This window comes from Deltaproteobacteria bacterium, assembly GCA_020848905.1.
Lineage (GTDB): Bacteria > Myxococcota_A > Polyangia.
The window spans coordinates 66,553-87,050 of record JADLHG010000003.1 but is presented as its reverse complement, the minus strand read 5'-3'; the positions used below and the strand labels follow the sequence as shown (position 1 = coordinate 87,050).

At 70.6% G+C, this 20,498-nt stretch carries 15 protein-coding genes; 9 read left to right on the top strand and 6 right to left on the bottom strand.

What is annotated here, in order from left to right:
• The first annotated feature begins 16 nt into the window (after positions 1-16).
• The 6 genes from IT371_00615 to IT371_00590 all read left to right on the top strand — a co-directional run bounded on the left by IT371_00615 (position 17) and on the right by IT371_00590 (position 6,758).
• On the top strand, positions 17-1,879 hold the full coding sequence (locus IT371_00615) for an FAD-dependent oxidoreductase (GenBank protein ID MCC6746125.1): 1,863 nt from the start codon (positions 17-19) through the stop codon (positions 1,877-1,879).
• Positions 1,870-2,361 (top strand): Rieske 2Fe-2S domain-containing protein, encoded by a 492-nt coding sequence (locus tag IT371_00610; protein MCC6746124.1) that lies wholly within the window; start codon positions 1,870-1,872, stop codon positions 2,359-2,361. Before IT371_00615 ends, IT371_00610 begins: the two co-directional genes overlap by 10 nt.
• Positions 2,361-3,092, top strand: coding sequence for a cytochrome b N-terminal domain-containing protein (locus tag IT371_00605; protein MCC6746123.1), 732 nt, complete (start codon positions 2,361-2,363; stop codon positions 3,090-3,092). Before IT371_00610 ends, IT371_00605 begins: the two co-directional genes overlap by 1 nt.
• Positions 3,093-3,094: 2 nt before the next feature.
• A complete protein-coding gene (locus IT371_00600; GenBank protein ID MCC6746122.1) occupies positions 3,095-3,790 on the top strand; it encodes a hypothetical protein in 696 nt (231 codons plus the stop codon).
• A complete protein-coding gene (locus IT371_00595) occupies positions 3,790-5,775 on the top strand; it encodes a c-type cytochrome (GenBank protein ID MCC6746121.1) in 1,986 nt (661 codons plus the stop codon). The genes IT371_00600 and IT371_00595 overlap by 1 nt, the downstream gene beginning before the upstream one ends.
• A 140-nt stretch (positions 5,776-5,915) precedes the next feature.
• The gene (locus tag IT371_00590) at positions 5,916-6,758 is read left to right on the top strand and encodes an ester cyclase (protein MCC6746120.1); all 843 of its coding nucleotides are present in this window, start codon (positions 5,916-5,918) and stop codon (positions 6,756-6,758) included.
• 51 nt (positions 6,759-6,809) lie between these two features.
• On the opposite strand, the gene IT371_00585 is transcribed toward IT371_00590, so the two are convergent.
• Positions 6,810-8,975 (bottom strand): serine/threonine protein kinase, encoded by a 2,166-nt coding sequence (locus tag IT371_00585; protein MCC6746119.1) that lies wholly within the window; start codon positions 8,973-8,975, stop codon positions 6,810-6,812.
• A gap of 99 nt (positions 8,976-9,074) precedes the next feature.
• Here IT371_00585 and mutH point away from each other — a divergent pair, with 99 nt between their 5' ends.
• Positions 9,075-9,773, top strand: coding sequence for a DNA mismatch repair endonuclease MutH (gene mutH / locus IT371_00580; protein MCC6746118.1), 699 nt, complete (start codon positions 9,075-9,077; stop codon positions 9,771-9,773).
• 28 nt (positions 9,774-9,801) lie between these two features.
• Here mutH and IT371_00575 read toward each other — a convergent pair whose 3' ends face one another.
• Positions 9,802-10,710: a response regulator gene (locus IT371_00575; GenBank protein MCC6746117.1), complete on the bottom strand. Its 909-nt coding sequence runs from the start codon at positions 10,708-10,710 to the stop codon at positions 9,802-9,804.
• The gene (locus tag IT371_00570; GenBank protein MCC6746116.1) at positions 10,679-12,547 is read right to left on the bottom strand and encodes a PAS domain S-box protein; all 1,869 of its coding nucleotides are present in this window, start codon (positions 12,545-12,547) and stop codon (positions 10,679-10,681) included. Before IT371_00570 ends, IT371_00575 begins: the two co-directional genes overlap by 32 nt.
• Positions 12,548-12,625: 78 nt before the next feature.
• Between IT371_00570 and IT371_00565 the strand changes: the two genes are divergently transcribed.
• Positions 12,626-13,036: an archease gene (locus IT371_00565; GenBank protein MCC6746115.1), complete on the top strand. Its 411-nt coding sequence runs from the start codon at positions 12,626-12,628 to the stop codon at positions 13,034-13,036.
• An 89-nt stretch (positions 13,037-13,125) separates the two neighbouring features.
• On the top strand, positions 13,126-14,508 hold the full coding sequence (locus tag IT371_00560; GenBank protein ID MCC6746114.1) for an RtcB family protein: 1,383 nt from the start codon (positions 13,126-13,128) through the stop codon (positions 14,506-14,508).
• A 20-nt stretch (positions 14,509-14,528) separates the two neighbouring features.
• On the opposite strand, the gene IT371_00555 is transcribed toward IT371_00560, so the two are convergent.
• The 3 genes from IT371_00555 to IT371_00545 all read right to left on the bottom strand — a co-directional run bounded on the left by IT371_00555 (position 14,529) and on the right by IT371_00545 (position 20,405).
• On the bottom strand, positions 14,529-15,305 hold the full coding sequence (locus tag IT371_00555) for a DUF3109 family protein (GenBank protein ID MCC6746113.1): 777 nt from the start codon (positions 15,303-15,305) through the stop codon (positions 14,529-14,531).
• A gap of 701 nt (positions 15,306-16,006) precedes the next feature.
• Positions 16,007-16,750, bottom strand: a complete 744-nt coding sequence (locus IT371_00550) for a response regulator (protein MCC6746112.1) — start codon at positions 16,748-16,750, stop codon at positions 16,007-16,009.
• A complete protein-coding gene (locus IT371_00545; protein MCC6746111.1) occupies positions 16,743-20,405 on the bottom strand; it encodes a PAS domain-containing protein in 3,663 nt (1,220 codons plus the stop codon). Before IT371_00545 ends, IT371_00550 begins: the two co-directional genes overlap by 8 nt.
• Positions 20,406-20,498: the final 93 nt, after the last annotated feature.

The following is a 20,498-nucleotide window of genomic DNA, read 5'->3' as shown; positions in this document are numbered from 1 at the left end:
GCCGGCGGGAGCGGTCGTGACGACGATGCAGACGCAGACGCAAACGACCAGGGTCCCCTGCCGGGCGGCCTGTCCGGTGGGCACGCACGGGGGGGGCTACGCCGCGTTTCTCGCCGAGGGGGACGTGGCCGGCGCGTACCACGTTCTGCGGCGGAGCAACCCCTTCGCGGGGGTCTGCGCCCACATCTGCCCGCGCCCCTGCGAACGCGCGTGTCGCCGATCCGCACTGGATGTGCCGCTCGAGCTTCGACGCCTCGGGCGCTTCCTCGACGAGGTCGCCGCCGCGTCGAGCTGCGGGTCCCCCCAGGCGATCCTCGAGCAGCTCGACCGTCCTCGTCCCCGGGCCGAGGCCGGTGGTCGGGTGGCCGTCGTCGGTGCCGGTCCGGCGGGGCTCGCCTGCGCGCACGACCTGCGACTCATGGGCCACGAGGTGGTGGTCTTCGAGCGGCGCGCGGAGCCGGGCGGCTTGATGCGCTACGGTGTGCCGGCCTTTCGCCTGCCGCGCGAGGTGGTCGAGCGCGAGGTCTCCTTCATCCTGTCGCTCGGGGCGGAGGTGCGGTCCGGAGCCGCGGTCGGACGCGATCTCCCGCTGCAGCGGCTCCTCGCTGAGCACGACGCGGTCTACCTGGCCACCGGCTGCCCGGCTGGCCCGCCGCGCCTCTTGCCCGGCTCGGACCTTCCCGGCGTGCTCTCGGGGGTCGAGTTCATGGCTCTCGTCGCGCTCGGCAAGGCCCCCGAGCTCCTCGGTCCAGTGGCCGTGCTCGGCGCGTCGCAGCTCGCGTGCGACGTGGCCCGAACGGTCCTCCGGCTCTTCGCGGCGAGCGGTCAGTCGCCTGGCGGGGCGGCGCGCCGGACTCTGGGGGTCGAGCTCGTCGCCACGGCCTCCGATTCGGTCCTGCGCGGCGAGGTGCCCGACTTCGTGGCGGCCGAGGAGGAGGGGGTGCGGCTCCTCGGTGATCGCCGGGTGGTGGGCATCCGCGAGGGGGGCGGGCGTGTCGTCGGGCTGGCCACGGTGCTCGAGCCGGGGTCGCGCGCGCCCCGCAACGCCGTGCGGCGCAGGCCCTTCCACACCTCCTCGGAGCTGCCGGTGGCGACGGTCATCCTGGCCGACGGCAGGCGCCCCGAGCTCTCCTTCCTCGACGCGGAGCTGGCGGCGGCGGTGACCGAGCAGGGCTTCGTGCGCGCGAGCCGGGAGAGCGGAGAGACCGCGGTGTCGGGCCTTTACGCCGGAGGGGATGTGGCCTTCGGTCCCCGCAGCGTGGTCGAGGCCGTCGCCGACGGACGCCGCGCTGCGCTGGCCATCGACACGCGTCTCACGGGACGGCTCGAGGTGTCGCGGGCGCACGAGGTCGTGACGGTGGTGCTCGACGCCGACGAGGCGAGCGTCGTCGCGGAGGAGCGGGACGACGCGCCGGTCGAGTTTCCGGGCCGCCTCCCCATCGAGGAGCGAACCCTCCTGCGCGAGGTGGAGCTCCCCATCCCCGTCGCGAGCGCGCGCGCCGAAGGCCGGCGGTGCCTCCGCTGCTGGATCGACGCCACGTTCCAGGCCTCCGCGCTGGCGGGCAACGAGTGCCTTCACTGCGGCGGCTGCGTGGAGATCTGCCCGCAGAGCTGCATCGATCTGGAGGCGCTCCGGCTGCGGGCCGCGTCGTGCGGTGACCGCTTCGTCGAGCTCGACGCGCGCCTCCGCGGCGTGGGCGGCGAGACGTCGGCGGGCGACCTGCCGCGCAAGGACGACAGCACCTGCATCCGGTGTGGGCTCTGCGTGCTCCGCTGTCCGTCAGGGGTCGTGCTCCTGCGCGCGACCTGCCCGCGCGAGGAATGGGAGCTGCTCGCGCACCTGCCCTCGCGCTCGGGAAGGAGCCCCACATGGCACTAGTGGACGACCTCAAGGAACCCCTGGAGGTGGAGGAGCGGGAGCGTCGAAGGTTTCTCGCGCTCCTCGGCGGCGGCGCGCTGGGCCTCGCCTCGCTCGGCTCGACCCTCCTCACGCTGCGCTTCCTCTGGCCCCCCGTGGAGTACGAAGAGGAGAGCCGCTTCCCGCTCGGGCGGGCCGAGTCCTTCACGCCGAACACCGTGGTCGCGATCCCGACCCACCGGGTCTACGTGGTGCGCACCGACGAGGGGCTCTACGCCCTCTCCGCAGTCTGCACGCACCTCGGCTGCATCACGCGCTACGACCCCGCGAAGCGCGGCATCTCCTGCCCGTGCCACGGCAGCCGCTTCACCGAGAAGGGCGAGGTCGTGGGGGGGCCCGCGCCGCGCCCCCTGCACCGCCTGGCGCTGCTCCTCGAGGACGGCGTGGTCTGGGTGGACACGAGCAAGCGCGTCTCGACCGACGCGCTCTTGAGGGTCGCCTGATGGGCGCCTTCCTCGAGCGCATCGCTCGCAGCCGCGTCTATCGATCGATCGTCCGGCACGGGGCGCCGACGACGAACCGCAACCGGGCGCTGCTCGTCTTCTCTAACCTGTTTCTGCACGTCCACCCCGTGAAGGTGCGGCTGCGCGCCATCGCGTTCCCGCGCACCTTCTACCTCGGCGGCCTCTCGCTGATCTGCTTTCTCATCCTCACCGTGACCGGCGTGCTGCTGATGTTCTACTACCGGCCGTCGGTGCCGCACGCCTATCACGACATGAAGGAGCTCGAATTCGCCGTCGCGTACGGGCTGTTTCTGCGCAACCTGCACCGCTGGGCCGCGCACGCCATGGTCGCGCTGGTCTTCCTGCACATGGTGGTGGTCTTTCTGCGCGGCGCGTATCGCCCGCCGCGCGAGTTCAACTGGGTCATCGGGGTCGTCCTCTTCGTGCTGACGATTCTCGGCTCGTACACCGGTTACCTCTTGCCATGGGATCAACTCGCGCTCTGGGCCGTCACCGTCGGCACGAATATGGCGCGGTCGGCTCCGGTGGTGGGCGAGGGGATCCAGCGACTCCTCGTCGGAGGAGAGACGATCGGCGAGGCCGCGCTGGTGCGTTTCTACGTGCTCCACTGCGTGGTGATCTTGTTGCTCCTGCTGGTGGGGATCGCGCTCCACATCTGGCGCATCCGCAAAGACGGCGGCATCTACTTGCCCCCCCGACGGAGAGAGTGACGATGACCGACGCGGAGGGACGCGGGGCCAAGGAGGGCCACGAGGGGCACGCGCCCGGAGAGGACCGCGACGAGCGGGGATCGGCCGATGAGGCCCTGGTCATGACCTACCCGCACCTGCTCTTGCGCGAGCTGCTCGCGGTGCTCGCGGCGACCCTGGTGCTGGTGCTGGTGTCGATCTACGTCGACGCTCCGCTCGAACAGGTCGCGAACCACGAGAAGACCCCCAACCCGGCGAAGGCCCCCTGGTACTTCCTCGGCCTCCAGGAGCTGCTCCACTATTATCCACCTGTCGTCTCGGGGGTGATCCTCCCGGGGCTCTATCTCGTCGCGCTGGCGGTCATCCCGTACGTCCGGATGAACAACGAGCGGCCGCCGCTCTGGGAGGAGCGGCGCGGTCGGCGCCTGGCTTGGCTCTGGATCGCGGTTGCGGCGGGTACTGCGGTGATGGCGCTCACCGGGGCGCATCCGGCGTGGCCGCTCATCGGGCCGCTCTGGGCGGTCGCGCTCCTCATGACGCTCGCGGCCTTCTGTCGCGCGGGGGGCGGGGCCCGGGGCTGGCTGCGTCGGCAGAGCCTGGCCTTCTGGATCTTCGGCTGGTCGGTGCTGGCGGTCGTGGTCCTCACGGTGGTGGGCGTCTACTTCCGCGGGCCGGGGTGGCGCTTCACGCTCCCCTGGCGCGACGGGGTCTTCTACTGATGGCTGGCGGCGCGAAACCCACGGCGACCTTGCGGCTCGGCGCCCTGCTCTGGGCCTTTGCAGCGCTCGCGCTGGCGCTCACGGCCAGCCTCGCGCTCCTCGCGGCGAACGAGGAGGGCTCGGAGTGGCGCACGCTGCAGCGGCGGTATCGAGAGCTCGCGCGCGCGGCCGGCGGCGGGGCGCTCCCGGTACGGGTGCGGCAGCTCTACAAGCCGGCGCTCGGCGTGGTGGACCGCTGCGTCTCCTGCCACCTCGGCATGGGCGAGGCCAAGCCGGTCGCTGGGCACCCGGTCTTCTCGGCGCACCCGCCGCTCCCCCACCGCGTGCGCGACTTCGGCTGCACCGTCTGTCACGGCGGACAAGGGCGCGCGACCCGTACGGCCGCGGCGCACGGTCAGGTGCGCTTCTGGGACGAGCCGCTGCTCGAGCGGGCGCACCTTCAGGCGGGGTGCGGAAGCTGTCACACCCATCTGCCCACGGCGGATCCCGCGCTGGTCGCGAGAGGACGCGCGCTCGTCCTCGGGGCCGGGTGTCTCGGCTGCCACCGCGTGGGAGAGCGCGGGAGCTCGCGTGCGCCCGCGCTCACCTTTGTCGGGCTGCGCGGTTACCGGGCCGAATGGCACACGCACCACGTCGAGCAGCAGGCGACCGCCCAGCGGGGCCTCTTCAAGGAGGTGCCGTTCTCGCCCCTCGGCGACGACGAGCTGGCCGCGCTCAAGGCCTTCCTCACGGTGCAGGTGGGGGCGCCGCGCCTGATCGAAGGGAAGCTCCTGAGTCTCTCTCTCGGCTGTCGCGGGTGTCACCGCGTCGGGGGCGTGGGGGGGGAGGAAGGGGTTCCGCTCGACGGACTCGGGCGCAAGGCGGCCCGCGAGCTGGACTACCGGGGCGTGCGCGGTCCGCACACGCTCGCGAACTGGCTGCGCGAGCATTTCCTCGACCCCGCGCGCGTCGTTCCCGGGAGCGAGATGCCGCGGCTCGGGTTGAAGCCGCAAGAGGCCGAGCGGCTCACGACCTACATGCTCTCGCTGCGGGCCGTGCCCCTGCCGGCGAAGTGGACCCCCAAGGACCGAGCCCGCGGGGAGCAACTCGGGGAGCGGGACTTCCCCACCGACGGAGCGTCGCTCTACCGCGCGTTCTGTGTCGCCTGCCACGGTCCCGAGGGGCGGGGGCTCGCGCGCACCTTCGGCAAGGTCACCGTCGAGTTCCCGGCGCTGGCGAACCCCGAGTTTCTGGCGCTGGCGGACGATCCGTTTCTGCGAGGGACCATGGCGCGCGGCAGACCGGGGCGCCGGATGCCCGCGTGGGCCAAGCTCGAGGGCGGCCTGCGCCCCGTCGAGCTGGACGCGCTGGTCGCGTACGTGAGGAGCCTCGGGCCCGGCGTCGCCTCGTTCGAGCAGGTGATGGCCGAGACGCCGGACCCGACCCGCGGTCGCGCACGTTTCGCCACGAGCTGCGCGCCCTGCCACGGCGCCGCCGGCGAGGGGACCGCGATCGGGCCGCCGCTCGCCGCCGCGGACAACCCGGTGACGAAGAGCGAGAACCGCATCTACGGCACGCTCGCCATGGGGGTGGCCGGGACGGCCATGGGGGCCTTTCGTCGGTTCGACGCCCGCGAGCTGCGGGCGGTGATCGCCGCCGTGCGCGAGCTCCCGGAGCGCGCCGAGCTCTCTCGCGCGCGCTGGAAGGCCGTGGCCGGGGAGCCCTCGCGCGGGGCGGCCCTCTTCAAGCAGCACTGCGCCACTTGTCACGGCGAGCGCGGCGAGGGGAAGACGGGGCCCTCGATAGGCACCCCGGCGTTCCTCGAGGTCGCGCGGGACGGCTATCTCACGGGGACGATCGTGCGCGGCCGCGAGGGGCGGCGGATGCCGGGCTTCGGCCAGGCGGGCAAGGAGCACAAGAGACTGCTGGCGGGCGAGGTGGCGGACCTCGTCGCGTTCCTGCGCGCGCGGGCTCCGGCGGTGGGGTCGTCACAGCGAACCCGTTGATTTCAATCTGGACCTTGCCGACCCGGCACGCCGACCGGGTGGATGCGATCTAGCCCTGGCAATCAGGACCAAGTTGGTCTAATTTGACGCAAGTCAAGTCAGCCCGCTGTCTCTCTCTAACCCATTACCCGGGAGGATCCATGAGCACGCTCGCTAACAAGTCGGCTGCGATGCGGTTTTACGAAGAGGTGCTGAACCGAAGGCAGCTCCACCTCATCGATGAGCTCGTTGCGCAGGAGTGGGTCGACCACAATCCGGACCCCGGAACGAAGCCCGGCGCTGCCGGCCTCAAAGGGATGTTTCGCGAGGTGCTCGAGGCCTTCCCCGACCTCAGGGTCACCGTCCACTCCCTCGTCGCAGAGGGAGACAAGGTCGGCGTGTACGTGTCGTTCGAGGGCACGCACCTCGCCGCGTACATGGGTCTCCCCGCGACGGGGCGGCAGGTCTCCGTCACGGGCTTCGATTGGATGCGGTTCGCGGGCGGCAAGGCCGCCGAGCGCTGGGGCGTCTTCGATCAGGTGGGGATGATGCAGCAGCTCGGCGCGATGCCCGGTCCGACGCCCGGCGACCTGAAGGCGACGTCGCGGCGCTACTACGAGGCGCTCGACAAGACCAAGGGCGACGTCGGGGCGCTCGTCGGTAATTACCTCCACGCGAACTGCGTCACCCATTTCGGGGGCCAGCCGCACCCGCTCGACGTCGAGGGCGTGCAGGGTCTGGCGCGGAGCTTCTGGACTGCCTTTCCCGACCTCGTGCACACCATCAAAGATCAGGTCTGCGAAGGCGACCGCGTGTTCACCCGCATGACGGCCAAGGCCACCCACAAAGGGGAGTTCGCCGGGGCGCGCGCCACGAACAAGGTGTGTGAGATCGACGTGATCTCGGCGCAGCAGTACACCGAGGGCAAGATCGTCGAGCAGTGGGTCCAAATCGACCTGCTGGGGCTTCTCTCGCAGATCGGTCTCGTCCCCCCCCCGAAGTAGCTGGCCGTTCCCTGCCACGGGCTTTCTGAGCGCCGGTCGGCCGTCCCGCCTCTACGGTCGCGCCGACCGGTCGCGGAAAACCATCGTGGTCAGCTCGCTCGGACGAACGGTGAGCCACCGCGGCTTGCTGTAGCGGCGCGCGGAAAGATAGTAGACGCGAATGCGGTGCGCCCCCGGCGGCAGCGCGTACCCGACGAGCGGCGTGAGACGTCCCGTGGAGCGGCCGTCGAGGTAGACGCGAGCGCGCGGGGTGGCGTTCACGGTGAGGTAGCCGATGCGCCGTCCGGGTGCGGTAGGCCGGGGGGTGGACTCGAGGCTGCCATCGGGGCTCGGGACCGCGGTGGCGGCGTCGGCGGGGGCGCTGGGGCTCGCGTCCGGAGGGGCCCACGCGGCGGCGGCGTCGGCGAAGCGCCGTCCTCCTGAGGGGAGGGTCTCGGGCGGTGTGCCCGGCTGCCGGCCTCCATCGGAGAGGAGAGCGGCGCCTCGACCGACGGGGTCGTTCGATCGCGCGACCCAGATGGCCACCAGTATCCCGCCCAGTGCGGCGAACGAGAGCGCGAAGAGCGGCAGAAGGCGCTGGAGCGCCTGCCGGTCGCCGAGCACGGCCCGAGCGCGGCGGGGGAGCGAGACCCTCGGGGTAGCGCGCGCGCGACGTCGGCGCGGGAGCTCGAACGGCTCGTCGAGGGCGGCCTCTTCGGGGCGCCCGGCCGGCGACTCCTCCGTGTCGTCGGCCTCCGGGCGCGGCGGCGCCGGGGCTGCCGGCGACTCCGCACGAGCAGGCCGCGGTCGCGGTCGGGCGGGCTCAGCCGGGGAGGGTGCTGCCTCCGGGCGCTCCTCCGCCGGATCCGCCGGGTCCTCCGGGTCCTCCACGGCCTGGGCGCGCCCCCGCGGCTTCTGAGAGCGAATGACGCGCGTCTCGTCCTCGAAGAGGCGCTCCCGACGCTCCCGCGCGGAGAGCGACGCCGCCGACGGATCTGTAGGCGCGAGCGCGGCGGAGAGGTCCGGCCCCACGTCGGTGAGCTCGGGCGAGCTGGCCTCGAGGCCGCGGTGCGCGAGCTCCCGCTCCTCGCCGCGGGCCGCGACCCGCGGTGAGGAATTGGCCCTGGTGGGGCCCTCGTCCAGGAGGCCCTCCGGGAAGCTGTCCCGGGCCACCATGGTGATCTCGCCGGTGTGCACGACCCCCGAGGCCGCCGTGGCGGACGCGCCGCCGAAGCTCACCGAGGCGTCCGCGAAGAGAGGGGCGCTGAGAGAGATCGAGCGTTCGGCGGGGCCGTTCTTTCGCGCCGCGAGCAGGGCCTCGGCCCGGCGCTGCACGCGTTCGGCCAGCGTCTGCGTCGTGCGCAGCGGGTCGTAGGCGCCGCGCTCCTCGAGGTGACGCCGGAGCGCGGAGGCGAAGGCCTTGGCCGAGGCGTAGCGCCGCCGCGGGTCGCGCTCGAGGGCCCGCAAGGTCACCTCGTCGAGCTCGGGGGGCAGGGTGGGGTTCACGCGCGAGGGGGGCTCGACCTGATGGTGCAAAGCCACCATCTGCTGGCCGCTGCTCGTGGAGCGGAACGGCTGCTTGCCCGAGAGGAGTTCGTAAAGGATGGCCCCCGCGGCGAAGATGTCCACGCGGTGGTCGATCTCGCCGCCGCAGGCCTGCTCCGGGGGCATGTAGCTGAACTTGCCGCGGATGTCCCCCACCACGCTCACGTGGCTCGAGATGGCCGCGCGCGCCACGCCGAAGTCAGTCAGCTTGATGTGGCCGTGGCGCGAGATGAGCACGTTGTGCGGCGTCACGTCGCGGTGGATGATGCCCATCGGGCGGCCGCCGTCGTCGGTGCGGTGGTGGGCGAAGTCCAGCGCGTCGAGGATCGAGATCACGACGTGGGCCGCGAGCTCGACCGGCAGGGACTGCGAGCTGTGCTCGTCGAGCTCCACGATGCTCTTCAGGTCGAGCCCGTCCACGTACTCCATCGCGATGTAGTAGCTGTCGGCGACGCGGCCGAAGTCGAAGACCTGCACGATGTTCGGGTGGGTGAGCCGGACCGTGATCTTGGCCTCGTCGGCCAGAAGGTCCACCGTCTGCTTGTCCTGCGTGCAGAAGGGGAGCAGGCGCTTGATGGCCACCTGCTTCTCGAAGCCGCCGACGCTGGTCGTCCGCGCGAGGAACACCTCGGCCATCCCGCCGTACCCCAGGCGCGAGAGCAACGTGTACTTGCCGAACTGTTCCGGAGGCATCGCCGAGGCTTATCTTACCAGCCTCGGCGGGGCCTGTCCCGAGGCCCCACCGAGGCCGCGTTGCGCCCACGTCACCCCCACCGCCATAATGCCCGCTCGATGCCGTCCTCGTCGCCTCCGCCCGCGCGTCGCAGAGCCTCCCGCCCCCCTCCGCCCGTCGACGAGGCGGAGCTTCGAAGACGCGCGGCCGAGCTAGATGGCTCGACGGTGGGCGAGCTGGCCCGGGCCCTCGGCGTCCTGCTTCCGGCGGAGGCGCGGCGCGCGAAGGGCGCGATCGGCGCTCTCGTCGAGCGGGCGCTGGGCGCCACCGCGGGGAGCCGCGCGCTCCCCGACTTCCCGCACCTCGGCATCGAGCTCAAGACGATCCCCCTCGACCGGGAGGGGCGCGTGCGAGAGTCCACCTTCGTGTGCACCGTGGACCTCCTCGAGGCGGACCGCGAGGAATGGCTCGCCTCGCGCGTGCGGCGCAAGCTGGGGTGTGTGCTCTGGATGCCCGTCGAGGCCGCGCGCGTGGCGCCGCTGCCCGAGCGCCACTTCGGCACGCCGCGCCTCTGGCGTCCGGACCCCGAGGAGGAGGCGCTCCTCGCGGCCGACTGGCACGAGGCGATGAGCCTCATCGTGCTCGGCCAGGTCGAGCGGCTGGACGGTTATCGCGGCAGGGCCTTGCAGGTGCGACCCAAGGCCGCGACGGGCGAGGTCCGGGTCGAGGTGCTCTCGACGCACGCGGAGGCCGTCTCCACCGTGCCGCGCGGCTTCTATCTGCGCGCGCGCTTCACCGAGGCGCTCCTCTGGCGGTGAAGTCGCGCGCCCCGTCCGCCGAGGTCCCCTACGAGCGCGAGCGGAGCTTCTTGCGCACGGTGACGCGGTTGCCGCGTTCGTTGTAGGCGATCTCGTCCACCGATAGCCGGGCCAGGAGCACGCCGCGACCGTGATCCGAGAGGAAGTTGGCCGGGTCGGTGGGGTCGGGCAGGCTCTGCCAGTCGAAGCCGTTCCCCTCGTCGGTGACCTCGAGCTCGAGTTCGTCGTCCCGGCGACGCGCGCTGACCGTCGTGCGGCGGTCCCGGTAGGCCGGCTGCTTCAGGCGGTCGGCGAGCAGCCGGTCGAGCGCCCCCGCCTCGAGGGCGCGGCTCTTGTCCTCGTAGGAGAGGCCGAGGTTGCCGTGCTCCATCGCGTTGAGCAGCAGCTCCCTGAGGGCCAGGCTCAGCTCCGTCACGGAGCCCTTCTCGAAGCCGGCGGCGCACTGCCGCAGCAGCTGGTCGACGAAGGGCGCGATGGCCTCGAGGTCGTTGCCCAGCTGATAGAGCCACGAGCGCTCGAGCTGCCTCACGGAGCCCGGCATCCCCACCGACTCGTGGCGGGCCAGCCGGAGCGAGTCCTCCATGCGATTGAGGGCGGCCGAGAGATCGTCGAGGCGGACCGGCTTCTTGATGAAGTCGGTGACCCCCGCGCGCAGGGCCTGAATGGCCATCGACTCGGTGCCGTGTCCGGTGATCACCGTGACGGGCACGTCGGGCGCTTCCGCGCGGATCACGAGCGCCACGGCGAGGCCATCCCGTCGCGGCATGCGGATGTCGCTGATCACCATGTCGGGCGTCTCGGCGCGAAAGAGGTCGAGGCCTTCCTCGCCATCCGAGGCCGTCGTGACGTCGTACCCTTCTTCGACGAGCAGGGCGCCGAGCTCCTCTCGGACCAGAGGCTCGTCGTCAACGAGGAGGATTCGGCGCTTCGTTCTCATGTCCGGACGGGGCAGTCTTGAGGGTGATGGTGAAGGTGGTGCCTTCTCCCGCCGTGGATTGCACGGCTAGTGTGCCACCAAACCCGCTCACCAGACCATAGCTGATGGAGAGGCCCAGGCCCGTCCCCTTCCCGACCTCCTTGGTGGAGAAGAAGGGGTCGAAGATGCGCGCGCGAACCGCCTCGGGGATCCCCGGTCCGTTGTCGGAGACGCAGAGGGCGAGGCTCGCCGAGGACGAGGCCTCGACGGGGTGCGCGTGGATGCGGACCGCGCGCTCGCGGCCGGGGGGCGTAGCCTCGAGCAGCGCGTCGCGCGCGTTGATGAGCAGGTTGACGAGCACCTGCTCGAGCTGGGCTTCGTCGGCCTCGACCTCCGGCAGTCCGTCGGGCAGCTCGACGGCCACCGCGATTCCCTTGTCCGTGAACTGCTGGCCGAGAAGGTCGAGGACGGTGTGCACGGGGCGCGCTGCGGGGAAGCTCGTGATCTTCCGGACGCTGGGCCGCCCGAAGCTGCGCAGCTGGTCGATGATCTTGCTCGCCCGCTGAACCTGCCCCTGGACCTTCTCGAGCTTCTCCCGCAGAAACGCCCCGGCCTCGTCGTCGGGGACGCGCTTCAGCATGCGGGAGGTGAGGAGCCCGATGTTGTTCAGCGGCTGGTTGAGCTCGTGCGCCACGCCGGTGGCCATCTCGCCGAGGCTGGCCAGCTTGGCGCTCTGGATCAGCTGGAGCTCGTTGAGCTGCAGCTCCACCTCGAGGCGCTTGCGGTCCGTGATGTCGATGAAGACCACGAGCTGGCCGTTCGTGCGGCCCTCGGCGTCGGTGATGTCGCTCGTGCTCAGCGCCAGCAGGTGCTCGACGCCGGCCTTGTCGACCCAGAATTCCTCGTCGGGGCCAGCCTGCATGAGGGAGCGCAGCGGGATCTCCTGGCTCGGCGGCCGATGCGTGAGGTCGCGGAGCTGGGCGAGCGTTACCCCGCCGACCGTCTCGGCCTCGCGATAGCCGAGGATGCGCTCGGCGGCGCGGTTGATGAGCTGCACGCGTCCGCTGGCGTCGGTCGCGACGATGCCCACCCAGTCGGTGGCGTCGAGCAGATTGTCTCGAAACGCGAGGTGCGCCTCGGCGGAGAGGCGCGCCGTCACGGCGACGTGCTCGGCGTTCCGCCGGCGCTCGACGTCGCGGGCCAGGGCGCCGGTCAGTCCGTCGACCAGGCGCGCGAGCGGATGGCGGAGCATCCAGTTGGCCGTGAAGAACATGATCAAAAAGCTGAGCGCGACGCCGAGACCGAGGACCCCGGCCCCGATGGTCATGTACTGAAGGGTTCCCTCCTCTTCGGCCTGCCGCGGGACGACCAGGAGCAGCTGGTGCTTCGCGTCGTAGGGGCGCAGGATCCACGCGCCGCTCAGCTCGCCGAGCGCCTCCTCGATCTCCACCTTGGTTCCGAGCGTCGGTGGGCCGCGGTAGACCTTCTGGGCCATGGCCGGGAGCGCGGGGTGCGACGCGAAACGCAGCGCCCCGGCGTGGGTGACGAGGGCCATCGGGATCTTGGTGATGCGCGCGGCGCGACCGACGATCTCCTCGTCCGTCGCCCGCGGGCTCTCGTGGCGGAGCGCCTCGCACGCGCCAGCCGCGAGGTCGCCGGTCTTCTCGAGGAACTCGCGCGTGTTGGCCATCGAATCGAAGATCTCGTAGAGCACGCCGGCCCCGCCGACGAGGAGGTTCAGCGCCAGGGCGATGAGCACGAAGCGCAGGAAGATCTTCTGCGCGCCCTGCGCGGTTCCTTGCTGGACGGCGAGCTGTCCGGTCAGATCCTCGCCGTCGTGTACGGTGGGTCTCGGCACCTGCCGACTCTAACCGCAGAGGCCGCGTGAGTCGATCGCGCTCTACCCCGGTGGGTTACCGGGGTATCATTGCGCGGCATGTACGAGGTATTCGAGCACACGGCAGATCTCGGGCTTCACGTCGAGGCGCCGACGCTCGAGGGCCTCTTCGCCGAGGCGGGGAGGGCGCTCTTCTCGGTGATCGTCGAGGAGCTCGACGCGGTGGAGCCGCGCACCACGCGCGAGGTGCGGCTCGAGGGGCCGAGCGAGGACTACCTGCTCTTCGACTGGCTGACCGAGCTCCTGTACCTGTTCGAACGGGAGCACCTGCTCTTCGCGCGTTTCGAGGTGCGGCGCGACGGGGACCGCCTGATCGGGCGAGCCTCGGGGGAGGGGGTGGACCCGGAGCGACACCACCTCACGCACGAGGTGAAGGCCATCACGTATCACGGCCTGTTCGTGGAGGGCGGCCCCGCGGGCTTTGCGGCCGAGGTGATTCTCGACATCTGAGGTGGACCTTGGGCAAGGGTGGGTTTCACGGCACGCTCGAACGAGTGAACGATTGCTGCTACCGCATCCCGCGCAGCTACCGGGCGGGGATGCGCGTGGACGGCCTCATCTACGCCGACGAGGCGATGATCGAGGAGATCCGGCGCGACCAGGCGCCCGAACAGGTGGCCAACGTGGCCTGCCTGCCGGGGATCCAGCGCGCGAGTCTGGCGATGCCCGACATCCACTGGGGCTACGGCTTCTGCATCGGCGGCGTCTGCGCCACGGACCCCGAGGAAGGGGGCGTCATCTCGCCGGGGGGCGTCGGCTACGACATCAACTGCGGCGTCCGTCTCGTGCGGACGGCGCTCTCCGCGGAGGAGGTGCGGCCACGGCTGCGGTACCTCGTCGAGCGGCTCTTCGCGCGCATTCCGACCGGCGTCGGCCAGAGCGGGGACTACACCTTCGGTTCGAAGGAGCTGCGCCGGCTCATGTCGCGCGGCGCGCGCTTCCTGAAGGAGCGCGGACTCGCGACCGAACGAGACCTCGAGCTCACCGAGGGGCACGGGTGCCTGGAGGGGGCCGAGCCCGAGCACGTGAGCGAACGCGCGATCGAGCGGGGCGAGAGCCAGTGCGGGACGCTCGGTTCGGGGAACCACTTCCTCGAGGTGCAGGTGGTGGACCGCGTCTTCGACGACGCGGCGGCGCGCGCGATGGGGCTATACGTCGGGCAGGTGTGCGTGATGATCCACTCCGGGTCGCGAGGCCTCGGGTATCAGGTCTGCGATGACGCGCTCCGTGCGCTCCGGGGAGTGCCGGAACGCTACGGGATCGCGCTTCCCGACCGCCAGCTCGCCTGCGCTCCTGCGAACAGCCCCGAGGGGCAGCACTACATCGGGGCCATGCGCGCGGCGGCCAACTTCGCCTGGTGCAACCGGCAGCTCATCCTGTGGCAGGCGCGCGAGGTCTTCGAGCAGGTCTTCGGACGCTCGTGGGTCGAGCTCCAGATGGAGCAGGTCTACGACGTGGCCCACAACATCGCGAAGCTGGAGCAGCACGAGGTCGAGGGGCGTCGCAAACGGGTCTGGGTGCACCGCAAGGGGGCCACGCGGGCCTTTCCGGCGGGGCACCCTGACGTGCCGGAGCTCTACCGCGAGGTCGGCCAGCCGGTGCTCATCCCCGGGGACATGGGCCGGGCGAGCTGGGTGCTCGCGGGGGAACCGGGGAGCCTCGAACAGACCTTCGGCACCACCTGCCACGGGGCCGGCCGGGCGCTCAGCCGCACCGCGGCGGTGGCGCAGGCGCGGGGACGTCGCATCGACCGGGAGCTGGAGGAGGCGGGGGTGATCGCGCGCGCGCGGAGCCACAAGGGGCTCGCCGAGGAGCAGCCCGGCGCCTACAAGGACGTGGATCGCGTGGTGGAGGTGGTCCACCGCGCCGGGATTTCGCGCAAGGTGGCCCGGCTGCGTCCCATCGGGGTGATCAAGGGGTGAGGCGCTAACCCCCGCGGGCGTTAACCGCCACGGGCTTCGCGGCCCAGGAGCTTGCGCGCCTCCCGGTCGAGCTTGCCCCACCAGCCCTTGCCGAAGATGAACTCCAGCGTGCCGCGCTCCGAGTCGTAGAGCCGCGGATAGCTCGGGTGGTCGTCTACGATACAGGCGAAGGGCTCGTCGTCGGTCTCCTCGAAGATCCCGGCCGAGGCCGGACCGTAGACGGTGAGGAGCGTCCTCTTGCCGCCGTCCGCCTCGTAGTCGTCGAGCGCGAGCGGCCAGAGCGAGCAGGCGACGGGCTTCCACTCGCGCGGGTCCTCCTCGTGCTGCATCGCGGTCATGTGCAGGGCGCACAGGCGCATGCCGTCCCGGTAGATGGTGAACTGGCAGGCCTTGGTGAGCGGGGCGTCGTGTACGAGCTCGAACCCGTAGTCGTCGTTCGTGCGGAAGGGATCCTCGTCGGGATTCTGCAGTCGGTGGTCCTTCGGCAGGTTCTTCCGCACGGCGGGGAGGCGGTCCAGGATGACCTTCCGGTCACGCTCCGTCACGGGGACGTCGTAGCGAGAGCAGCAGGAACGGTCGATGAGCGGCCGCTTCTCCGCCCAGTGGATGCAGCGGTGGCTGTCGCAGAGGAAGCGCCGCTTGACGAGCTGCGGGACGTCCACGTCCACGTGATCGATGGAGAGGAGCTCCTCGCGGGAACGGAGCAGCTCGACGTACTTACGAGTGGCGCACCACTGGAGCTCGTTGTTCCACTGCTCGAGGGTGCTTGGTTTCTTTTGCGCGCGGGTCTTGGACATGGCGCGCTCTTATGACACAGCCCGCACCGGCGACGCAATTGCGCGGTAAGACGCGCGCGTCACCGGCCAGGTCGAAAATAAAGCTGCCCGCCCCGCTGCGGGCCACCCGCCGCCACCCTAAAGCCGAAAGCTGCCCGCCCCGCTGCGAGCACCCGCCGCCGCCCCAAAACCGAAAGCTGCCCGCCCCGCTGCGGGCCACCGCCGCCACCCAAAAAATTGAACTACGTCGAATCCGTGAAGCCCCAAGTCCGAGGTGGCGTCTGCCACAGCACGCTTCCGGTGATCCCCTCCCGATCCCCTTGTTCGAGAAGCCACTGGCTTCTCGCCCCTGCGCGCGCAGTCGAGGCTGCGCGCACCGTCGCCACAATACCGAGAGGAGATCACCGGGAGCGTGCTGCAGGTCGCTGGGCGCGCCCCCTAGGCCCAGCTTCTTTTGTCGACGCCACCTCCGTCCGTTCTCCCGCGGGGGAGAAAAACGCAAAAAAGGCGCAATCACGACCGGTTCGCAGAGCGAAACCCGTCCGATTGCGCCTTCGACTTGCAGGCCCTAGTCCTGCTCGACAAGGCCGCCCACCACCAAGTAGCGAGCGAGTTAACACCCTATTTATGGCGCTGCGGGTCCAACCTGTCAACGAACAATTTCGATCATCTCCGCGTTTTTTTTCGCCGCGCGGAACACGCCGCGCCGCGGCGCTGCGGAATCAGGCGTAGGCCTTGAGGACCTCCTCCAGGGTCTTGCGCAGGTCGCCCAGCTCCTTCGACTTGAACGCGCGCTTCGTGCGCTCGAGCGTGTCCACGGCCTCCTTGAGGGCCTGTGCGAGGGCGAGCCCCCGCGGACAGTTCATGAGCTGACAGGCTTCGCGCGCCGCCTGCTGCGTCGCGAGGGCCTGCGTCATGTGCTGCAGATCTGTCAGGGAGGCCACGATGTTGCGCATCGTGAGCTGGACAAACGCGTCCACGGGTTTCTGCGCCGGCGTGCTCGACGCTCCGAGCGTCTGTTCGACGAGGTCGAGCTCGCTCTTCCAGCTCTGCAGACGCTCACGCGTGGACTTCACCGCGCGGAAGCTCTGATAGCGTTCCACGGCCAGCTTGGCCTGGGCGAGCAGCTCTTCGAAGTCGACCGGTTTCAGCAGGTAGGCCGCGACCGGGAGCTGGATCGCCTCGATCGCCGACCGCACCGACGGATAGCCGGTGACGAGGATGACCTGCAGCCCCTCGTAAAGCTCGGGGAGCTGCCGGATCAGCTCCAGGTCGGGGTTTCCGGGCATTTTGATGTCCGCGATGAGCAGGTCGAAGGGCTCGGCCTTGAGGACCTTCGAGGCCTCGAAGGCGTCGGGGGCGCAAACGCATTCGTAGCCCTCGCGGCGCAGCAGGTCCGCGGTGGCGAGGAGAAAGGTCTCCTCGTCGTCGGCGATCAGAATGCGGCCGAGCGCTCGGTCAGGCACTGGCTTCCTCCGGCAGGGGCTCCGCCGCGGCCTGGTCCACGGGGAGGCACAGGCGAAACGTCGTGCCGCGACCCGGCTCGCTCTCGAAGTCGAGGGAGCCGCGCATGGCTTGCACGAGGCTCTGGCAGATCGCGAGACCGAGTCCCAGCCGCCCCGTCCCCGCGGTACCGCTCTTGGTGGTGAAGAAGGGCTCGAAGATGCGCGACCGGAGGTCGTGAGGAATGCCGCACCCCTGGTCCTGCACCGACACGCACAGGTTCTGCCCCTGCATCTCGGCCCAGATGCGCACCTCGCCGCTGGCCGGTGAGGCGTCGATGGCGTTCTGGACCATGTTGTAGAGCACCTGCCGGAAGGAGCCCTCGGCCAGTCGCACCGTGTTGCCGGCGCGGGCCGCGTCGACGCGCAGCCGGATGCCCGTCTCGCGGCAATTCACCTCGAGAAGCGCCGCCACGTCCTCGATCACGCTGCGCACGTCGCAGGGACCGAGCTCGCGGATGGGCAGGTAGAGGTCGAACATCTGGCGTACGATTCTGGCGATGCGCTCGACCTCGCGTTCGATGCGGCCGACGTAGCTGTGGTAGGGGTGCGAGGTCGGGATCGCGTCCTTGATCAGCAGGAACGAGTTCTTGATGCCGGCGAGCGGGTTGTTGATCTCGTGCGCTATGCGGGCGGCCATACGACCCGTCGCCGCGAGCTTCTCGATGGCGCGCATGGCCTCCTCGGCCCGGCGACGTTCGGTGATGTCTCGCACCACGCCCATCACGGCCGGAGACCCCTCGAAGGAGACGGGGAGGCCCATCGTCTCGACGAGCATGAGGTGGCCGTCGCGGTGGATCATCCGCTGCTCGGTCCGCGGGGACATGGAGAGCGCTCCGGCCTGCAGCCGGTCGATGCATTTGCCGGCCCGCGGTCGGTCCTCGGGGTGCATGAGCGCGAGGGGGGCGGTGCCGATCAGGTCCTCACCCCGCTCGTACCCGAGAACCTCGAGCACCGCAGGGTTGACGTACACGATCTGACCGTGGCGGTGCACGATGATCGCGTCCGGCGAGGCCTCGATGAGCGAGCGGAAGCTGGCCTCGGAGAGCCGTCGTGCCTCCTCGGCCTGGCCGAGCGAGACCACCACGCGCCGCCGCTCGGCCATCTCGCGGTGCAAGGCCTCGTTGGTGGCGAGGAGCTGCTGGACGCGCAGCTCGAGCTCGTCGTTGGCCTTGTGGAGCTGCCGCTCCAACTTCTTGCGCTCGGTCACGTCGCGCGTCGCGCCGGCGAAGCGGACCGGCTCGCCGCCGTCGGCCCAGATCCCCTGGCCGCGCGAGTTGTACCAGCGGTATTCGCCCCACGCGCCCGTCTGCATGCGGAATTCGACGTCGTAGGGCTCGCGTTCGAGGAGGTGTCGGCGTACCGCGCTCTCCACGTCGTCCCGGTCGTCGGGGTGGATGCGGCTGAGCCACATGGTCGGCGTCACGCTCTCGCTCCCCTCGTAGCCGAGGAGCTTCCGGAAGCGCGGGGAGAACCAGATCTCGTTGGCGTCCGTGAAGCCGCGCAGGTCGCGGATCTTCACATCCCAGAGCGCGTCGTTCGCCCCCTGGATGGCCAGGTCGAAGCGCTCGAGCGTCTCGCGGAGCGCCTCCTCCGCGCGCTTGCGCTCGGTGATGTTCCGGATGATCGTCAGCGTCTCGTCGTCGCCGCTCGGGACCATCCGCGCCTCGAAGTAGCGCGTCCCGTCCGAGGCCGGGAGGTGGTACTCGAACGAGGCCAGCGTCCCCGAGTCGAGCGTGCGGCCGAGCGCCTCGCGTGCGGCGGCGATGAGCGACGAGGGGAGCGAGGTCTCCTCGAGCAGGAGGCCGAGCACCTCGTTGGGCTCCGCGACGAGCGTAACGCCGGGACTCGGTTTGACGTCGAGGAACCGCCCCTCCCGGGTCAGGCTGATCATCGTGTCCGGGATGGCGTTGAGCAGCGCGCGGTTTCGCGTCTCCGAGCGCCGCAGCGCGTGCTCCATCTGCCGTCGCCGCGTGATGTCGGTCTGCGAGCCGCCGATGCGCACGGCCTTCATGTCGGCGTCGCGGATGGCCAGGCCTCGGGCGAGGACCCAGCGGTAGGCCCCGTCGCGGTGCCGGATGCGGTACTCCTGCTCGAAGTGCTGGCGCCGCCCCTCGAGGTGGTCGTCGAGCATCGCTTGCACCTCGGGGAGGTCCTCCGGGTGCACCCGCGAGAGCCACTCTTCCGGCGAGTTCGTGATCTCGCTCTCTCCATGGCCGAGCATCGATTTCCAGCGCGGGGAGTAGTAGACCTGGTTCGTGGCGAGGTTCCAGTCCCAGAGCCCGTCGGTGACGCCGCTCGCCGCCAGGGCGAACCGGAGCTCGCTCTCGCGGAGCGACGCCACCGCGCGCTTGCGCTCGCCGATCTCCTGCTGCAGTTGCTGGACGCGGAGCTCCAGCTCCTCCTTCGCCTGAAGGACCTGCCGCTCGAGCTGCTTGCGGTCGGTGACGTCCCGGATCGAGCCCGCTACGCGCACCGCGCGCCCCGACGTGGGGTGCCGCTGCGCCTCGCCGCGCGCGCTGTACCACCTCCAATCGCCGGCGATGTTGCGCAGGCGATACTCCACATCGAAGGGGAGACGGTCGACGAGGTGCCGGCGGAGCTGCTCCACCACGTACGGCTGGTCGTCGGGGTGGAGCGCGGCGTACCAGGCCGCGGCCATGGTCTCCGGGTCGTCCGACGTGCAGCGGAGGAGCTCCTTGAAGCGCGGAGAGAACCACATCTGCAGGTTCCGGGGCGGGAACGACTCGTCCTCGAGCGTGAGCTCCCACAGGCCGTCCGAAGAGCCCTGGACCGCCAGGTCGATGCGCTCGTGCGTCTCGCGGAGCTCGGCCTGGGCGCGACGGGCCTCGGTGACGTCGACGATCACTCCGTCCCAGAGGACGCGTCCGTCGGGGAGCCGTTGGGCCCGTGAGGCGCCGTGAAACCAGATCGTTTCACCCGAGTGCAGCACCGCCCGACCTTCGAGCACCCAGGGGGTGAGCGATTCGAACGACTCCGCCACGGAACGGGCGAACCCCTCGACGTCCTCGGGGTGAAGGAGCGATAGCAGGCTCGACGGGTTCCGCACGACCTCATCGGGTTCGACGCCGAACATGGTCCGGCAGGCGTCGCTGAGGTAGGTGAAGGTCAAGGAGCCGTCGGGCTTGCCGATGACCTGGTAGACCACCCCGGGGACGTTGTCGGTGATGCGCTGGAGGCGGGCCTCGCTCGCGCGGAGCTTCTCCTCGGCGCTCCGACGGCGCAGGCTCTCGTGCGCGCGCCGCTCGGCGAGGCGGAGCCGCAGCTCGAGATGGTCGGGGTCGAGCGGGCGAACGAGGTAGTCGCTCGGCCCCGAGGAGAGAAGCGGGGCGAGCTTGGTGACGTCCTCGGCGTTCGCGACGAACAGCAAGACGGGCTCACCGGCGCCGGGGCGACGCCAGAGCCAGTGGCAGAACTCGGCTTCCTCTGCGCTGACGAGCTCCCAGTCGGCGACGACCAGGTCGTAGGGGGCCGCCTCGTGTTCGGCGAGCGCGCGGCTCACGTCGCCGCAGGAGTCCACCTGGTGGCCAAGCGCGGTCAGTCGTTGCGCGATGGACTGCGCGGCTGTCGGCTCTCGCGCGAGGACGAGCGTGCGCATGCCAGATTCCACCCTCCCGGTCCCGAAGCGTGTCGCACCTATGATAGTGTACCGCGGCGAGCGTGGGGGAAAGGGCAACCGATAGGTTTCTTC